7 protein-coding genes are annotated in these 17,385 nt (G+C 60.0%); 3 read left to right on the plus strand and 4 right to left on the minus strand.

The features are described from left to right. Positions 1 to 406: 406 nt before the first annotated feature. Genes LDO29_RS11375 through zorA form a run of 4 tightly spaced genes read right to left on the minus strand, consistent with a single transcriptional unit; the run spans position 407 to position 8,682 of the window. A complete protein-coding gene (locus tag LDO29_RS11375) occupies positions 407 to 4,279 on the minus strand; it encodes an SNF2-related protein (protein WP_224079883.1) in 3,873 nt (1,290 codons plus the stop codon). Then, complete coding sequence (locus LDO29_RS11380; protein WP_224079884.1) at positions 4,279 to 5,970, minus strand: EH signature domain-containing protein; 1,692 nt, start codon at positions 5,968 to 5,970, stop codon at positions 4,279 to 4,281. Before LDO29_RS11380 ends, LDO29_RS11375 begins: the two co-directional genes overlap by 1 nt. 2 nt (positions 5,971 to 5,972) lie before the next feature. After that, entirely contained in the window at positions 5,973 to 6,677 is a 705-nt protein-coding gene (locus tag LDO29_RS11385) for an OmpA/MotB family protein (protein WP_224079885.1), read from the minus strand. A 1-nt stretch (position 6,678) separates the two neighbouring features. After that, on the minus strand, positions 6,679 to 8,682 hold the full coding sequence (gene zorA / locus LDO29_RS11390) for an anti-phage ZorAB system protein ZorA (protein ID WP_224079886.1): 2,004 nt from the start codon (positions 8,680 to 8,682) through the stop codon (positions 6,679 to 6,681). 422 nt (positions 8,683 to 9,104) lie between these two features. Here zorA and LDO29_RS11395 point away from each other — a divergent pair, with 422 nt between their 5' ends. The 3 genes from LDO29_RS11395 to pglX are packed head-to-tail and all read left to right on the plus strand — an operon-like array spanning position 9,105 to position 17,352. Next, positions 9,105 to 9,326 carry a helix-turn-helix domain-containing protein gene (locus LDO29_RS11395; protein WP_290369560.1) on the plus strand — a complete coding sequence of 74 codons (222 nt, stop codon included), beginning with the start codon at positions 9,105 to 9,107 and terminating at the stop codon, positions 9,324 to 9,326. Beyond that, positions 9,323 to 13,600 carry a BREX system serine/threonine kinase PglW gene (gene pglW, locus LDO29_RS11400; RefSeq protein ID WP_224079888.1) on the plus strand — a complete coding sequence of 1,426 codons (4,278 nt, stop codon included), beginning with the start codon at positions 9,323 to 9,325 and terminating at the stop codon, positions 13,598 to 13,600. Before LDO29_RS11395 ends, pglW begins: the two co-directional genes overlap by 4 nt. After that, positions 13,597 to 17,352: a BREX-2 system adenine-specific DNA-methyltransferase PglX gene (pglX, locus tag LDO29_RS11405; RefSeq protein WP_224079889.1), complete on the plus strand. Its 3,756-nt coding sequence runs from the start codon at positions 13,597 to 13,599 to the stop codon at positions 17,350 to 17,352. Before pglW ends, pglX begins: the two co-directional genes overlap by 4 nt. The last annotated feature ends 33 nt before the right edge of the window (positions 17,353 to 17,385 follow it).

Consider the following 17,385-nt stretch of genomic DNA (forward strand, 5'->3'; position numbering starts at 1 on the left):
ATGGAATGAACTGTTCCGCGACATGGACACCGGTTTTGGGGCACTAGCCGGCGTCGGCCACGCAATTGGCACGGAGCGGGCATTTGGGATCGTTTGGCCTTTGCGTAGGGGGCTATGTTGACCGCGCATACGGCCACAATTCATTCTGTCGACCGCATCATGCTGCCCGTCCCCGACTTTGATCGCCTGGCGTGGCCCGCCTCAAGGCAGTGAACTTGGCAAGGTTCGCGGGTCGGCGATCACTTCAGCGTGAGGAGAATTCATTTTGAAATGAGTTTTTGTTCCGCGAGGCTTATAGCTTTCAGTTCACTGCATCCGTTCATGCGCTCCAGGTCGAGTACGAATCCTTCGACATTCACAAAGCAGGACTTCGGCTGCCGAATCCCAACGCTACTCCATTACCAGATCAAGTTGCGACAACGTGAATCGCGTCTGCCCAATCCTGCAGGGCTTCGTCGAACTCATGATTGGTGACGGGGTGACGACCAATCAGTTCTGTGAGCCGCTCTCTGGTAATAAGCTCTACATGATTGGCTCGACCCTGTTCAATCGCACTACTCGTGAAGTTCTGATTCGTGATGGCGATTCGACGGAATCGGGTACCGGGGAATCTCGCCTGATACCTTGCGGCACCTGCGGTCACTTCCTTGATCGCATCCCAGCCGACGTCGGACGACTTGGAACTCTTGCATTGCAACAGTTCGCCTTCGCGGTCTTTGAACGCGACGATGTCAATGCCTCCGTCGCCACCACGCTTGGGCGTAATGTGGGCCTCGAAACCTTGGCGGCTCCATAGTAGTTTGCAGAATGCCTCGAAGCTGTCTCCGTCCATGCGGTCGATATCGTCCATCGTCAGGTAGCGGATGGGAACCGCTTCTCCCTCTTCACCGGCTCCAACCAGTTCCGTGAACGAGGCATCTTTGCCGCTGCCGTTGAGCATTGCGGTCAGTCCGCCATCATCCAGTGTCGCGCCGGCCAATCCGGCCTTGCGCTTGAGGAGTTGGTCAAGGCGGACTTCGAACGTGCAGAAGTCGGCGGCAACCAGCGTTGGGCAATAGACAAAGACATCACGCTCCTGTCCGATCCGGTAGGCCCGGTCGGTCGCCTGCGATTCCTTCGACGGATTCCATGCGCGGGTAAAGTGGAACACATGGTTCGCCGCCGTGACATTTAGACCGGCGCCCGCCGCCAGGGTGGAGAGAATGATGACATTGAAGCCCGGGGCCGCGGAAAAGCTGTCAATGTAGCCCTGTCGCCCTTGGGAGTCTCCATTGATAATGTGAGGACGAATGCCGAACGTCTCTCTGAGAAAAAAGTACAAGGCAGCCTGCACCTCGCGGAGCTCCGTAAAAACGATGGCCTTTTCCTGCGCCTCCTTGATTTCGGTCAGGCGGTCAAGTAGCCATTTCAACTTTGGCGAGTTAGCCAGATGGACGTCCTTTCCTGCCTTGTCCACGATGAATTTTGTACCGGGCAGGCAGTAGGGCTCGGCGCATACCGCCTTCATGAGGTGGAGCGCGCCGAACGAGAGCTTTGCCCGCTTGCGCCCGTTGGTCTCCTGCGCAGCATCCTGCAATTTCTTGAGACCGCCTTTGTAGAGGATCTTCTGGTGTTCGGTAAGGGGAATCTCGAGCCGTTCCTCCTCATCTAGGAGAGGCTTGAATGAAAGTGGGCGCTCTCCGGACTTACTCAGGGCGAAATATTTTTTTGGGAGATCGGCTGCAATATCGGCCTTAGTGCGGCGCAATGTCTGCGGCGCGATGGCAGTCTGAAGCCGCTTCAGTGTTTCAACTTGCTCGTCGGTCTCGCACTCGATGGGGCGCCGGTAAGTCTTGCCAAATTCTTCGAGCGCTCCTAGTAGTCCGGGTTGCACGAAGTCGAACAGGCACCAGAGATCGGCCAGCGAATTTTCCACCGGGGTGCCGGTACACGCGATGCGGAAATCGGCTTTCAGCTTCTTGGCTGCCAGTGTAACGAGCGTGCCCGGTGTCTTGATGCGCTGCGCCTCATCGCAGATGACAAAGGCGAATGGCTGTTTCGCCAGTGAAAATTCGTAGGAGGTCAGCACCTCATAGGTGCTCACAATAACCTTTGCGGCACCGACCCAATTCGGCTTGAGCAGGTCTACGATGCCCTTTTCCTGAAGCTGGCTGTCGATCAGGTCAAGCGGTTGCCTGCGCAGTCGCAGCGCATCACCATACAAGACGAGCACCTCCGGAAATGAAGGCGTGAAGAATTTCTTCACTTCGTTTGCCCAATTGTCGAGCAGGCTCTTCGGCGCCAGAATGATGGAAGGCGACGCGCCAGGATTGCGCTCGTAGTACCAAGCGATCAGCGAAAGCAATTGCACCGTCTTCCCCAATCCCATGTCGTCCGCAAGCAGTGCACCCCGGCATTCGGCGGGCGCCTTCGCGACCAGGTTCTGGAACCACGCAATGCCGTATTTCTGATGCGCCTTGAGTGCAATCTCCGCTCGCAAGCATTGGGGAAGTGCGACCTTCCAGTCGGACGGCAAGGCCAGGGAAGCGCGCCGTTCCTCGAGATAATCCACGCTGTGGAAGTTAGTCTTGACGAGAAGTGTCTGCTTCGGTGGCTTCTTGTCCCTGGGCTGCTGTGTCCCATCGCCTCGGATGCGCTCCTGAGAGTCAAGCATGGACTGAAAGGCGTTCAAGAGCGTCCGGGCCTGCGTCGTCGGGATCGCTGTTGGCAGGCTGGTATTCTTCACTTCCGATTCGCTGTTCTGCTCGGCCCGCTGAACCTGTTGCTCGAATTCCTGCACCCACTCCCGGCTCAGTGGAATGAGAACCTTTCCCTCGTGGCCCTGGAGCGTGACCTGCACCATTGGCGCCAGGTCGGAGGGCAGCCAGCCGTCATTGTTTTCGGCATCCCCCTTGGCCTTCTGAAAGACCGGGACATAGATAGGCTTCGCGGCGCCGATGCCCTCGATGCGGCCGCTATATCCCTCCATCTCGAAAACGTCGTCGAAATTAATGCGCTCTGCTGGTTGCGTACGCCAGAGATGGGAAAGCTGCCTGCCGTATTCCAGTTGCGATGTCGCATCGCCGTCGAGGGCCAGGTCGTACTCGTCCCAGGGAAATTGCTCCCGTTCCTGTTCGAGCGCTGCGGTCAGGCTATCCAGAAACGCCTGGAATTCTGCGGCAGATGCGAAAGCCCTGGACGCGGTTCTGGCGCTGTGGTCGCCAAAGTGCTCGGTGACGACGAGATCGACCGTGGTGATCCTGCCGTGGTCAAAGCGCCCGACAATACTGAAGGCGGCAGCCAATGCGCCAGCTTCAGCGCGATCTGCCTCGAACTCGCTCTCGCTGAGTACGTCGTGGGCAGCGTCGCCAAGAAAGGCAAAGGGGTTGTGAACGAACCTCTCAGCCTTCTTGCCGGCGACCTGACGGTTAGGCATTTCCCTTTTGATGACAGAAAGAACCTTTCGTACCGGCTCGGAGATGACAATCCGAACGCGCCCTGTGCCTCGGGTCAGCTCATAGCTAGGCTGCACGGAGTTGTAGCCATCAAATGCTGTTAGCCACCCATCGGGTGCCCCGTCAAATGTGGGCGATACGGTCATGACTCGACCGAATGGCGTTTCTTCCTTGTGAAGGGGAAGGCGCAATGTCTCCGGGGTCAGTACCCAAGTCGTCTCCAAATATGGATTCGCATACAGCGCGCCGGCTTCATCGGCGAAACGCCGGATCCGCCCCCATACAAGTTCGTTGACATGCTGGCTGCGCTCGTCAGGGCCGCGCTGCCGGAAGCGGGCAATCTCCGCTGCTGTCGCCCATGCTGCTGCCGAAAGCATTTGCGGCTGCCCGCCATGCGTGGCGACTGCGCCATCCAGTCGCTCCGGCCGGATTTGATGTTGGCCATCTGTCCAGCCGACGATATCGAGGCCGAATTCGCGGTCTGACAGGGTTCCTGAGCTATCCAGGATTGGGCGCAGGGGGCCCTGCGGGGGGAGGTCGAGGAAGTGCAGGGCACCAGCATGTTCCACCGAACCCTGAAGCGCGAAAACTTGCTGCCAAGGTACCAATACCCCAGACCGGTCGAGTTCGCACTTGTCTTCGCTGGCCAGTTGTGCGAGGTAGGCACCGAGCAAGGAGTCCTCCGGGCCTGCCTCGTGAATGGCTTCCAGCAGGCCTTCGGGAGACGCTTCAGGCAATTGTTGGGCAAATTCGATGCGAACGCCTTCATCAGTCCAGGCGGGTTTTAGGACGGACCTGCCGGCCTTCGTGCTAGCTGAGCGTTTAAAAAAATCGAGGATTCCCATCAGTGCTCCGGCAAATACCAGGCTTGCCTGGCGGCTGCCCACCTAAATCCCATGGATTGGAGTTCAGCCGCAAGTTGCGTTCGCTGCAGTGGATCAACTACCCAAAGTCGGCCACCGCCAGTTGTGGTGCGGTTGTCGTCAATCGAAGCTCCGCGGAATCGACTGACAAGGGAGTGCAGGCTGCTAATGTCCGGCGGGGGCGTCAAATGAGCGGTAGTCGACCTCGTCGTTGTTGTGCCAGCTTTCGTTCCCGGACGGGAAATTTCGTTCCGGTTGTCCTGGCGATCCGGGAAGATGCCTAGACGCCTGAGTTCATCTGTTGCACCGGCTTCCCAGCCGGGTTGGTGTGAAATGCGAGCGGCGCGCTTCCCGTAATACCCGGCCTTCAGATCGCTTGTGTCGCCGGCGTAGGCCTGATCATAGGGCTTGAAAGGGAGCTGATCTGATACGTATGCGTAGCACGCATTCGGCTTCTTGCTGAATTCAATGATGAGATAGGAGCCAATCTGCATCATGAAGGCGTCCAAGTCGCGGGCATCACGCAGTCTCGCGTACGCGCCTTCCTCTCTGGCAATCAGTTCACGGATTGCACGGTGAGTGTTTTTCAATTGTATCGTGTCCTCGCCGAAAACCAGGCGAGTCCACGTAATTTGCTTGATGTACTTTGACCAGAATGCCAGCCGGCCTTCGTCGGCTTTGTTGCGCGCAGCAAGTATGGCGAAGAAATCCCGCAGATTCCCTTCGTTGACCCACGCAAGCACCATTTGCCAGACGGGCTCCGGGACGCGGTTCCAGGCGGTGGCCAGGCCCGCTTGCTTGAGCTTTGGATTTTTCCAGACCCTTGGCTGGCAAACATAGTCTCGAAGGCTCTCGTCTTGCGGCGTTCCTCGACAGGCGTGATAACGGATGAGAATTGCCTCAATGGCCTCATCGCGAAAGGCTGGCTTGCTGTCGATGAGATGAAGAAGTCTTGGAATGAGCCGTCGGAATTCGGTGTCGTTGGATGCAGTGGCCCGGCGCACGCCGCTCAATACAAGTGCATGCCAGAACCAGCTCGACGGAGGGATACCGAGGTCTTCGGCGAGTTGATCAGTTGCTGTCGAGTCCCCCTGCAAGCAGGCCATAGCGTACCTGTCGGCAGGCTTCTCCGACAAAACGTCTGACTCCTTCCGTAGAACGGCTATCCAGTCCGGGACCGAGTTGCTGCCCGCCTGCTGGTCGATCAGCGGCCAGGTGCGCTGGAGAAATGCCCGCAGGACTGCCCAGCCCTGATGAGCGGCGGGACCGCGTGTAAGCGTCGGGTCGAATCTGAAGTAGGCGTACAGAAGGCCGTGCCACGTCAGTCGCCACAACTCTCCGCGCTGCGCCTCATCCTCGTAGAACTTCAGAAGTTCAGAGAATCGGCTGGAGCCGAGGACGATTTCGCCGTTGCGCTCTCTCACGGGGTCAGCAATCGCGGAAGCGATACGGTCGCGCTCCCACGAGTCCAGTGTTTTCCCGCGCAGAAAGGCAAGCGCGGCCGCGTAAGCATCTTCGGTGCCTGTGTTGGCTTTTGCATATCCCTGGAACAGCCGCTCGGCCTCGCGGGCGACTTGTTCGACCGTCTCCGGTTGTCCAAGTCGTACCGAGGGAAGATCCATTCCGGCAATCGCAGCCGAGAGTCGCTTTACAAGGTCGCTATTCGCGTCCATGGCTAGCATCTCCCGAACTCCTTGTCACGCAACACAACGCTCGGTGCCGGAGGGGTTTCGTCGAGCCCCCAGAAGTCCACCTTGAGTTCGACGCGGCGGCTCTCCGCCTTGTCCTTCTTGATGGAGTTGAACGAGTACCCGCCAACCAGGAAGAGTTCCTGGACCTTTCGCAACTGACCCGGTGTGAGCCCGTCCGCACCTGCTGTGCCCTGGAACAGAGAGCAGACAACACTGCGGCTGCGATTCAAGCTCAACTGGAGGTTGTACAGATAGGTGCCGTCCTCATCTGTAAATCCTTCCACCACCACGCTGCGCATCCAGCGACGGCCTTCCGGCGTGTCCTTCGCCTTCAGCAGGACGGGGACGTAGCTACGGAGAAACTGGGCCGCTGGCGCGCTGATGGTGAAGCTGCCGCTGTCGAAGCGGACTTCCTTGCCAAGGTCGATACGGTAGTTCTGTTGATCCACGCCGACGTCAGCCTTCCTGGATTCCGCGGCAATCATATTCATGATCTTGCTGATCGCTTCGCTGCGTTCGATGGAGCGCCTGGTGGTGGCGTCAATGCTTTGCGTGACAGCCACCAGAGTCACCGCCATGACCACCAGGAAGAGCACCATGAGGGCTGACATGAGGTCGGAGAAGGAGATCCAGAACGGACTTTCGCCTTCATGCTTGCCCCCTCTCTTGAGAACGAAACGGGTCTGCATGTCAGGTTCTCTTCATCCGATGCACGGCGTTTGCCAATTCCTGAACTACACCATTCAGATGGCCGGTTCCCTTCGACAGGTGTCGATCGGTCTCGGCGATCGTCGCCTGAACCTGGCCGACGAGCGCGGTTCCGAACTTTTCGAATGCATCCGTCAGGGCGTCGTTGATTTGTGTCAGGTGCGCTCGGCTGGCCGCTTCCGCTGCGCGCATAGCGTCGGCGCTGGACTTGATGCTGGCCACGAGTTGCTCGGAGACACCAGCCTCGCTCTGGGCGGACTTGATGAGTCCCTCGAGTTTGGCGATATGCGTGTCCACGGTACGTCTCGTCGAGTCATACTGTTCGAAGCCGCGCTGGACAGCCGAAGCTGCTGTCTGGAGTGCGGTCGAGGCCGACGACAGGCTGTCTGTAAGACTCGATGAGCGATCTAGCACCGTCGTGACGGCACTGCCGGCGGTCTCGAAGCGCTGAGCTGCCGATCCCATAGTCAGCGCACCTTGGTTCATATCATTGATGGCGCGAAGCGAGACGTTGCTCAGTGCATCGATATTCTGTTGGGCCTTGGTTACCTGCTCTGAAACGGAGGCGAGCAGCGATTCGACTTGTGCTGTCAGCCCGCCCACGAGTTGGTTGGTTTGAGTGGCAAGTTGTTGATGGCGTCCCGATTCTTCTGCCGCGGAAGTCTTGCGTGCGGCCTCCAGCCCTTCCATTGCTGTGCCGATCTGACCAAGAACCGTCGAGATGGCATCGTCCATGGCCTGCTTGGACTTGTTTGCCTCCTCGGACACAAGGCGCCGGAAGTCCTGCACAAACTCGCGCATCTGGTCGGTCAGCACCTGCTGGTTGTCGGCCGCCTTCTTCATGGCTTCCTCAAGCGTGCCGCTCATCTGGCTGGCAGCATGCTCGTTCGTCCGCTTGATATCGGCCAGAAGCCCTTGCAGGGACCCTTGCACGGCTGCCATGGAGTCCATTGAGCGCTGCATCTGCTCATTGATGCTGCGCATCTGGCTACCGAAGGTATCCTCTAGCTTGGCCATAAAGCCGGTCAGCAGGGTCTCTAATATTGAACTGACCTGTTCTCCGTTGCCCCGAGTTGTCGCCTCCATGGCTTCGCCCACACGCTTCATCGGCTCGGCGATAGCCGTCGAGATGCTCTCTCCGATGTGCTTGCCGAGCGAAACGGTGGCAGCCTCATGGGACGCGATCTGGCGTTCGACCAGGTTGGTCATCATTTGGCGGAGATCTTCGACAAGTGCGTCCTTCAATTGGGCCGAACTTGCAGCGTTTTGCTCCGACGACTTGACTAGCCTGGCAAGGTATTCCTCGCCTGCGCCGGTTGCGTATAGACCGTCAATGGTCTGCGTGAGGCGCTCAACGAGCCGATATAGGTATGCAAGGGTCAGGCGGCTGATAAAGACCACGACCATGGCGCATGCGATGGCAAAGCCGGAAGCCACGAAAGCGTGCTGCACGCCTGTCAATAGTGGCCCCAGGCCCTTTACGGCAGCCTCGATCGGGGTCGGCTGAAACTGGCGCAAGCCATCAAGCAGGCCGGCGAATGTCCCGATGATGCCAAGGCCGGTGAGAACGCCCGGCAGGTGGCGGGCAAAGTCGTCAAACAAGCGACTGTCTACAAGTACTTCGCGCGTAAACATTGTCTCTGCCGGTACGGTTGCCCGCACTTCGCTCACGCTGGCAGCGCCGGAGCCTCCCTTGCGGATTTCATGAAGTGTGTCGGCATATTCATCCCAGAGATGCTTGAGCGGCTCCGACTTGAATGCCTGTCCGACGCTCTCGGGCGACGGCGGCGCAGTGTCTGCCCGGTGGGCGGCCACCGCTTTGACGACCTGCGAAAGCTCCCACCAGACCTGCGTGCCTTTTACTGCGTAACCGAGAAGGAAGAGAAGGCCAAGGAGGGCAACCAGGAGGAAGATATAGAGGGGGACGCCCTGCAGGGATTCGAGCGAGGGGTGAATACTTCCCAAGGATTTGGACAATGCGTTCATGGGGTTATTCCTTCACCCCATGGGGTTCGCTCTCGGAAATGCCGTTTCGCTGGCAGAAGTCCTCGATTAGGACTTCGAACATGTTTGTCAGGCTGCGTCGTTCGCGTCCTGCCGCCGCTTCGAGCAAGCGTTTCAAACGTGGCGTCACTCGAAATGTGACGCCAACTGTCTTTTCTTGTTCCATAAATCCGTGTGTCGTGTATTGCACTTAGCAATACATTTTACACCATCTTGTTACATAATCTTACATTCGGTGTTAGGGCGATGCTTTGTGCGCTCCGGCGGAGTGAGCGTGGGTTGCTGAACCTGGAGTTTGGTGCGCAGGGGGCTACTGACACTTTTAACCATGCCTCCTCTGGCGGGTTGTGCGTAGGGCGTCGTTTTGCTATTGTGCGCATCACCCCGGATATCGCAGGTGATTTATGGTTCGCTGCCATCTGTCGACCCTCATGGGTCGCGATAAACTTCGAATTTCCGACGTTGCGCGCCTTACTGGCCTGAATCGCAGCACCGTCAGTTACCTGTACAAGGAGACTGCGACACGCCTGGACTTGGCCGCGATCGACGCCTTGTGCCGTCTGTTCCAATGCCAGGTCGGGGATCTGTTTGAGTATGTGCCTGATGCCGACAGGAGCTCCACGTGACGCTAAGTGCATCTCGATGGCACGTCATAGCCGAATCCAACTTCGCTTGGGAGCGGGAAGCGCTGGAATGGCTGCGTGCCAACCTTCCTGACCGCGATTCGTGGCACGTCTGGACCAACTTCGAGTTCATCGACGACGAAGGCAAGGTGAGCGAAGTCGACGCTCTGGTGTTGTCGCCGGCCGGACTGTTCCTGGTCGAGATCAAGAGCAGGCCAGGGGTACTCCGCGGTGACACGCATAGCTGGACCTGGACTACCGACGGCAGGTCATCCACCTACGATAACCCGCTAATTCTCGCGAACCGCAAGGCCAAGCGGCTGGCCAGCCTGTTGCGGCGCCAGCCGGCCATCACCAAGGCCAAGATGCGGTTGCCATTTGTCGAGCCGGCCATCTTCCTTTCATCGAGCAGCCTGGCATGTCAGCTTGAGGGCCTGGCGAAGAGCGCCACGTTCCAGCACGGCAGGCCCGGAGCCCTGGACGATGCTGGCATTATCGGCGCGCTGAGCAATGGCATTACCACGAGGGCGACCACGCCGGTTGACGCCACCCAGGCACGCGCTATCGCCAGAGGCCTGGCAGAGGCGGGCATTCGCCCGTCCAATAAACATCGCCAGGTCGGTGATTACAGGCTGATCAAACTCATCGCTGAAGGCGAAGGATTTCAGGATTGGGAAGCGAGCCACGTCAGCATTGACACCGTGCACAGGCGCGTGCGGATCTATACGGTGGCGACCGCTTCCAGCCCAGAGATTCGTGCGGCCCGGCTGCGTCAGGCGCGTCGTGAGTTCGAGGTGCTCGAAGGCATCGATCACCCGGGCATCCTGCGCGTTAAGGACTACAAGGAAACCGAACTTGGTCCCGCGCTGATTTTCGACCACGATCCTAAAGCTGTTCGGCTGGACCACTTGCTTCGCGAAAAGGGCAAAACGCTCACCATCACTCAGCGACTGCAGTTGGTCCGAGACATCGCCGAGACGCTGAAGTATGCCCACGCCAAGCGCTTGTACCACCGTGCTTTGGGCCCGCAAAGCATCCTGGTACACGGTGCGGACAGCAGTGTCATGCAGCTCCGACTGATGAACTGGCAGACCGCTTCGCGCAACGTCGGGGATTCTGCTGCCCTGGACACTGTTCACCGCACGACCGGCACGCAGCACGTTGAGGACTACGTTGAGGATCCAGGGCTTATTTATCTAGCACCGGAAACCACCCGGGCCGACCCCGCCCAGGGCGCCAGCCTTGACGTGTTCTCGCTCGGCTGCATCGCCTTCTACATCTTCACGGGCCAGCCTCCGGCGGAGTCAACGCTGGATCTGGCCGAAAAGCTTCGCATTGGTCAAGGTCTGAGGCTCTCGGACACTATGGACGGTTGCGGGGCGCGACAGCAAGACCTGATCCAATTCGCCACTTCGCCGGACGTGCTGTCGCGGTATGACACTGTTCAGGGCTTTCTTGACGACTTGGATCTTGTCGAAGACGAACTGACCACGCCCGATCCCGAAGTTACCGTCGATCCCAGCATCGCCACGACTGGCGACCGGCTTGATGGTGGGTTCACCGTCGTCAAACGCATGGGACGTGGCTCGTCCAGCGATGCCTTGCTGGTGCGCCGTGATGGCAGCGATGAGGAGGCCATCCTCAAGGTGGCCTGCGACGTCGCCCACAACGACCGGCTGGTTGCCGAGGGTGAGGTGCTGGCCCGCCTGCACCACCAGAACATTGTGGCTCACCGCGAAACCCTCACGGTTTCCGGGAGGACCGCGCTGCTGCTCAAGAGCGCGGGCGCCAAGACTCTTGCGGAGAAGCTCAAGGAGGAGGGGCGCCTTTCACTTGACATGCTGCAACGCTTCGGTGAGGAACTGATCGAGGCCGTCGACCATCTCGAATCCGAGGGCGTCGCGCATCGCGACATCAAGCCTGAGAACATCGGCATAGCGGAGAACCGCACCGGCAAGTTGCAGCTCGTTCTGTTCGACTTTTCGCTGTGCCGCACTCCGGTCGACAACATCACAGCCGGCACCCACCCTTACCTCGATCCCTTCCTGTCGTTGCGCAAGCCGCCGCGTTGGGACCTGTATGCCGAGCGCTTCGCGCTTGCGGTGACACTCTACGAGATGGCGGTGGGCCAGCCGCCGGTATGGGGCGACGGCCAGACGTCTCCATCGATGCTCAACGTGGAAGTCACCATCGAGAAAGATGTGTTCGACCCGGTCACGCGGGAAGCCTTCGCCGGCTTCTTCGAGAAAGCGCTCAAGCGCGATTTCCGCGAGCGTTTCGATAACGCCGAGGACATGCTGCGCGCCTGGCGAGCCATCTTCGAGACGCGGCAGACGGTTCATCCCAGCGATGCCATGCCGGCCAGCGGCCTGGCTGCCATCGCCCTGACAGCCAACCCCCAGACCACGATGGTCGAGCTGGGATACAGCCTGGAAGCCCAGGATGTCCTGGAGCGCATGGGTGTGCATAATGCCCGCGAGCTATTGGCGGTCGACCGGATTCGTTTCCGGTATCTCAAGGGCGTCGGCGACAAGATCCGCAAGGAAATCCGGCTGACTGCCAAGGAGTTGGCGCGCCTGAGGCCAGACCTGACGCAAGGGCGCGCTGTCGCGCATGATGCCGATGAGGCGGTCGAAGGTGCCGTCAGCATCAACGAGCTTGCTGCGCAATTGCTTCCCCGTCGGCCCGCGGGCGACGACCGGCCAGACGAAGCAGCCCTGGCGCATTACCTGGGTCTGGACGACACGGTAAATGCCGGCGCATGGCCCAGCCTCGGTGAGGCCGCCCAGGCTGGCGAAGTCGATCGCGGCACCCTGACAGCGACCCTGATCAAGGCGCGGGAGCGGTGGCTCAAAACTCCGGCGTTCACGGAGTTGCGCCATCAGATTGATTCGCTCGTTCGCAGCCAAGGCAACGTGATAAGCGTGCAGGAAGGCGCCCTGGCGCTGCTTGCACTGCGCGGCTGCGCATCGCAGGATGAAGCTGAACGTCTGCGGCAGGCCGCTGCGGTCCTGCGTGGAGCAGTCGAGGCAGAATCCCATCTCGATCAACCCCGCTTCGAAGCGGTCGACCATCAGCCGTCGATGCTCATTGCCAGCGCAACCGCATGGGCGGACTATGCGCGCCAGCTTGGCACCGCGGCCGATGCCTGCGCGTTGGCCGACCCCTTGCTGCCCCCCGCGCGCGTCCTCGAAATGCTGGAAGGCGTTCCCCTTCCTGCTGCCGGGCAACTCGGCGGAAGTGTCCCGATTGCCCTGACGCCCACCCGCTTGCTGCGGCTCGCGGCGTCGGCATCTCGCAATGCAGCGGTTTCCAGCCGGCAGGAGATGTACCCGCGCGGCATGGCGCCCATCCAGGCACTGCGCCAATCCCTCGGCGCGCTGATTGGCGCCCCGGAACTGCGGGTGAAGGACATCAAGGATCGCGTCCGCGGCCGATATCCCGAGGCATCGGCGCTGCCGGACCGTCCCGCACTGGACCGCCTGCTCGAAGAGGCTGGTGCGCCGTTGGCCTGGGATGTCGCAGGGGCAGAAGGGCGGGGCGCATACAGGCTGGCCACCCTGGGTCGGGGGCAGACGGCGGGCACTACCACGCAGTTCTCTCGTCAGGGCACCCTGCTGACCATCCATGGAATGGGTGATGACGACGTGGCCCGGGCTGCGATGGTGGAAGATCGCCTCGTCCGCTCGCTGGAGCAGGGCGGCATGCTGGTGCTGACCGTGCCGGCGCGCATCGCCCGACACGCGGAGGCCGAGTTGCTGCATCGCTTCGGCAACACGGCGACGCCTGGCATGGCCGTGAAGCGCATCAATTTCGATGCAATGCTGCTTGCCGCCTTGCGGGATCAGGCCCGAGCCGCTCGCGTCGATTGGAGCGTAGTGCTCCAGGCCGACGCGGCGGATCGCGGCAGCCGGCACTGGACCAACCTGCAACGGTTGGTCCAGCGGGCATTGCCGGCGGTGCGCACCGCATTGCTGGACAGCCCGTCGCCCATCCTGCTGGTATGCGTGGGGCTGCTCGCCCGTTACGAGTTGATGAGCCTCGTTACCGAACTGGAAGCGCACACCGGCCGGCCCGGCCACACGCCCAGCGCGTGGGTTCTGCTGCCTTCCAGCCAACAGGGCTTGCCTGTCATCGACGGCGTGGCCGTGCCACTCGTCAACAACATCCACAACACCCGTGCCCTGGCATTGCCTCAAGCGTGGGTTGAGAACAAACACCGGGCCAAGACGGGCAGCCACGCCCGTCCGTCCACCGCAGGAACGATTGCATCGTGATCAACGCCCCCCAACTCCTGGCCGACCTGACCAAACTGCTTAAACGCCTGGAAGGCGATCTTCGGCAACGCATCGAAGACTTAACGGCGCTCAAAGCCAGCCTGCAAGCCGAATGGCAGGCCGCCCGCGATGCAGGCCGTTGTGCCGAAACCTTCGAGACGTGGGCCGACCAGGTCATCACCCAGGCCGGCGTGCACTGGCTGCTCAGTTGTGTGTTCCTGCGCTTCATCGAGGACAACCAGTTGGTGGATCGCCCGTGGCTTGGCGGCACGCCCGAGTCGGGGCGCCTGGCGCTGGCGCGTGACCGGCACGAGGCGTACTTTCGGGAATACCCGACGGAAAGCGACCGCGACTACTTGCTCTCTGCCTTCCGCGAAGCCGGCACGTTGCCGGGCCTGCATACCTTCTTCGATGAGGCCCACAACCCAGCCTTCCGCCTCGGCATCAGCGGCGATGCCGCCATGGCGCTGCGGGAGTTCTGGCAGCAGGTAGACCCTAGTACCGGGGCGTTGCTGCACAATTTCACCGACGCGGATTGGAACACTCGCTTCCTTGGTGATTTGTACCAGGATCTGTCCGAGGCAACCCGCAAGCGCTATGCGCTGCTGCAGACGCCGGAGTTCGTTGAAGAGTTCGTCCTCGATCGCACGCTGACCCCGGCTATCCGCGAATTTGGCTTCCGTGATGTGCGCATGATCGACCCGACCTGTGGGTCGGGCCACTTTTTGCTGGGAGGCTTCCACCGGCTACTGGCCGAGTGGCAGCGGAACGAACCCGGCGGTAGCCCGGTGGACCTTGCTCAGAAGGCGCTGGACGCCGTGGCGGGTGTAGACCTCAACCCCTTCGCGGTGGCGATCTCGCGCTTTCGCTTGTTTGTCGCGGCGTTGCAAGCCGCCGGCGTGCAGCGGCTGGCCAACGCGCCCGACTTCAGTGTTTCAGTTGCGATTGGCGACAGCCTGTTGCATGGCACACGATTTGGCCTGACGCAGAGCCAGGATCTGTTCGACGTCGCCGAGAGCCACGCTGACACAGGGCTGGCTCACGCCTACGCGAGTGAAGACCTGGGCGAGGTGCAGCGAATTCTGGGCCGTCAGTACCATGCGGTGGTGGGTAACCCGCCCTATATCGTCGTGAAGGACGCTGCGCTCAACGCCGCCTATCGACGCAAGTATGCCAGTTGCCACATGAAGTATTCGCTGGGGGCGCCGTTCACGGAGCGATTCTTCGAGTTGGCGGTGACCGGTACGGACGGACGCGGTGCCGGCTATGTGGGTCTGATTACGGCCAACTCTTTCATGAAGCGCGAATTCGGCAGCAAGCTGATTGAGCAGGTTCTTCCCCGGCTGGACCTGACGCACGTGGTAGACACCTCCGGCGCGTACATTCCCGGCCATGGCACTCCCACAGTCATTCTTTTCGGTCGGAACCGTATGCCGATTGATACCAATGTGCGCACAGTGATGGGGATCAAGGGCGAACCAAGCACGCCAGATGATCCGGCGGAAGGGCTAGTTTGGGGCGCTATCCTTGACCAGATTGATCAGGTCGGCAGTGAGAGCGAATTCGTCAGTGTTGCAGACACGTTTCGGTCGACGCTTGGGAGGCACCCTTGGAGCATCGGTGGTGGTGGGGCAAGTGCTCTTAAAGAGCTAATCGAGGAACGCTGTTTGACGCGATTAGGAGACGTCACGGCCGAGATGGGATTTTTTGGCATCACTGCTGCTGATGACGTACTATTGTCGGATATTTTTACTCTGCGTCGGCATTTAATCGAGGAGTTTTTGATCCGACCGATCGTCGTCGGTGATGAGGTGCGGGACTGGTGCACTCATCCAAAGTCATACGCAATATTTCCGTACACTGATGAACGCCTCGTTGATATACATGAAGCGCATTACTTGGGCAGATGGCTATGGCCATTTCGGACGAACCTTGGATCTCGCCCGACGTTTTCCAAGAAAACTTATTTTGAAGAGGGGCGCCCTTGGTGGGAGTGGCACCAAGTGGCTGTGCGACGTGCCAAAAATCTAGTAATAACTCTTGCTTTTGTGGCAACAGACAACCATTTTGTCTTGGAGCGAGAGGGGAAGGTATATAAGCAATCTTCGCCTCTCATAAAACTTCCGGATAACTCTTCTGTGGCTGACTATCTAAATATTCTGCAGGTCCTAAATTCTTCTGCGGGATGTTTTTGGATGAAGCAGGTTCTCCACGACAAAGGAAATGGAGGGATTGGTGGCGGAATTGCTTCAGAGGACTGGGAGAGGTTCTACGAATATACTAGCGCCGGCCTGAAAGATTTTCCAGTTCCGGAAAATCAAAATACTGAGATTGCTGCACGACTTGATGCGTTGTCTCTCGAACTTTCTGAGCTGAGTCCCAGAGAAGTACTTGTGGGGTGCTCAGATACCCCAAGGGACTCTCTGATGACAGCTCGAAATCGGGTAGAGGCCATTTATAAAACTATGATAGGGCAGCAGGAGGAACTGGATTGGCGTTGTTATCGCCTCTATGGCCTGCTGCCTGCAGGTCTAGCGGAGGACGAGGTGGAGTTCTTCGCACCGGTCGAAGTGGCACGGGGCGAGCGGGCATTCGAGATCGTGCTCGCTCGTCGTGTGGCTGCAGGACTTGAGCAGACAACTTGGTTTGAACGTCATGGCTCGACCCCGATTACTGAGATTCCAACGCATTGGCCCGCGGGCTATCGTCGCGTGGTTGCTCGTCGCATAGAACTGATTGAGCGAGACAAATCCATCGGCCTCATCGAGCGCCCGGAGTTCAAACGGCGCTGGAACTCGCCGCGTTCGGAAGACTTGGAAGCCTCCGCCCTGCGCGATTGGTTGCTGGCCCGGCTGGAAGCCCCTGCGCTATGGCCCGCCAGCCCCGAACAACCGCCTCAACTCAACAGCACCAGCCGCCTCGCCGACGCTGTGTCGCACGACGCCGATTTCATGCAGATCGCCGCGCTCTATGCCGGTCATGCCGATTTCGATCTGCCGCAGCTCGTTGCCGAACTCGTTGTCGCAGAAGCCGTGCCGGCGCTGCCGGCTCAACGCTACACCGACACCGGCTTGCGCAAGCGCGCCCAGTGGCAAGACACCTGGACGCTGCAGCGTCGTGAAGACGCTATCGAAGCCCGGGTAGTGGCTGAAAACGACGACACCTGGCGCGCCAAATTCGCCGAAATGACCCGCACGACTTTCGGAACCGATACCTCCGAAGAAGCGCGCGCCTGGATCGAGAAGAAGCTGGCTGAAGAGATCAAACGCCACCAGGACGAGCGCAAAGCCAGCGAGGTCGGGGCAATTCCCGTACCGCCCAAATATCAGAGCAAGGACTTTCTGAAGGCCGATTTCTGGCGCCTGCGCGGCGGCCTGGACGTGCCCAAGGAGCGCTGGATCAGCTACCCCGGCTGCGAACGCGGCTCGGACGGTAGCCTAGTCATCGCCTGGGCCGGCTGGGATCACCTGCAGCAGGCCACGGCGCTGGCCGGGTACTACCTGGACATGAAGGACAGCGAAGGCTGGGAGCCGGCGCGCCTGCAGCCCTTGCTGGCCAGTTTGCTGGAACTGGTGCCCTGGCTGGAGCAATGGCACAACGAACTGGACCCGGTGTTCGGCGAGCGCATGGGGGACTACTACCGTGGCTTCGTCACCCAGGAAGCGCGCGACATCGGCTTCACGCTGGATGACCTGCATGCCTGGAAGCCGCCCGTGGTGGCGGCAAGGCGCGGCCGTCGCAAGGCAAGCTGATCGCTCTCACGAACACAAGCAAGCAAGGGAGCA

The organism is Cupriavidus laharis (assembly GCF_914271435.1).
Classification (GTDB): domain Bacteria; phylum Pseudomonadota; class Gammaproteobacteria; order Burkholderiales; family Burkholderiaceae; genus Cupriavidus; species Cupriavidus laharis.

Bases quoted from the DNA above. Each gene is read 5' to 3' on its own strand.
- LDO29_RS11380 (WP_224079884.1), bottom strand. From the start codon at position 5,970: ATGGACGCGAATAGCGACCTTGTAAAGCGACTCTCGGCTGCGATTGCC.
- zorA (WP_224079886.1), bottom strand. From the start codon at position 8,682: ATGAACGCATTGTCCAAATCCTTGGGAAGTATTCACCCCTCGCTCGAA.
- LDO29_RS11385 (WP_224079885.1), bottom strand. From the start codon at position 6,677: ATGCAGACCCGTTTCGTTCTCAAGAGAGGGGGCAAGCATGAAGGCGAA.
- LDO29_RS11375 (WP_224079883.1), bottom strand. From the start codon at position 4,279: ATGGGAATCCTCGATTTTTTTAAACGCTCAGCTAGCACGAAGGCCGGC.
- LDO29_RS11395 (WP_290369560.1), top strand. From the start codon at position 9,105: ATGGTTCGCTGCCATCTGTCGACCCTCATGGGTCGCGATAAACTTCGA.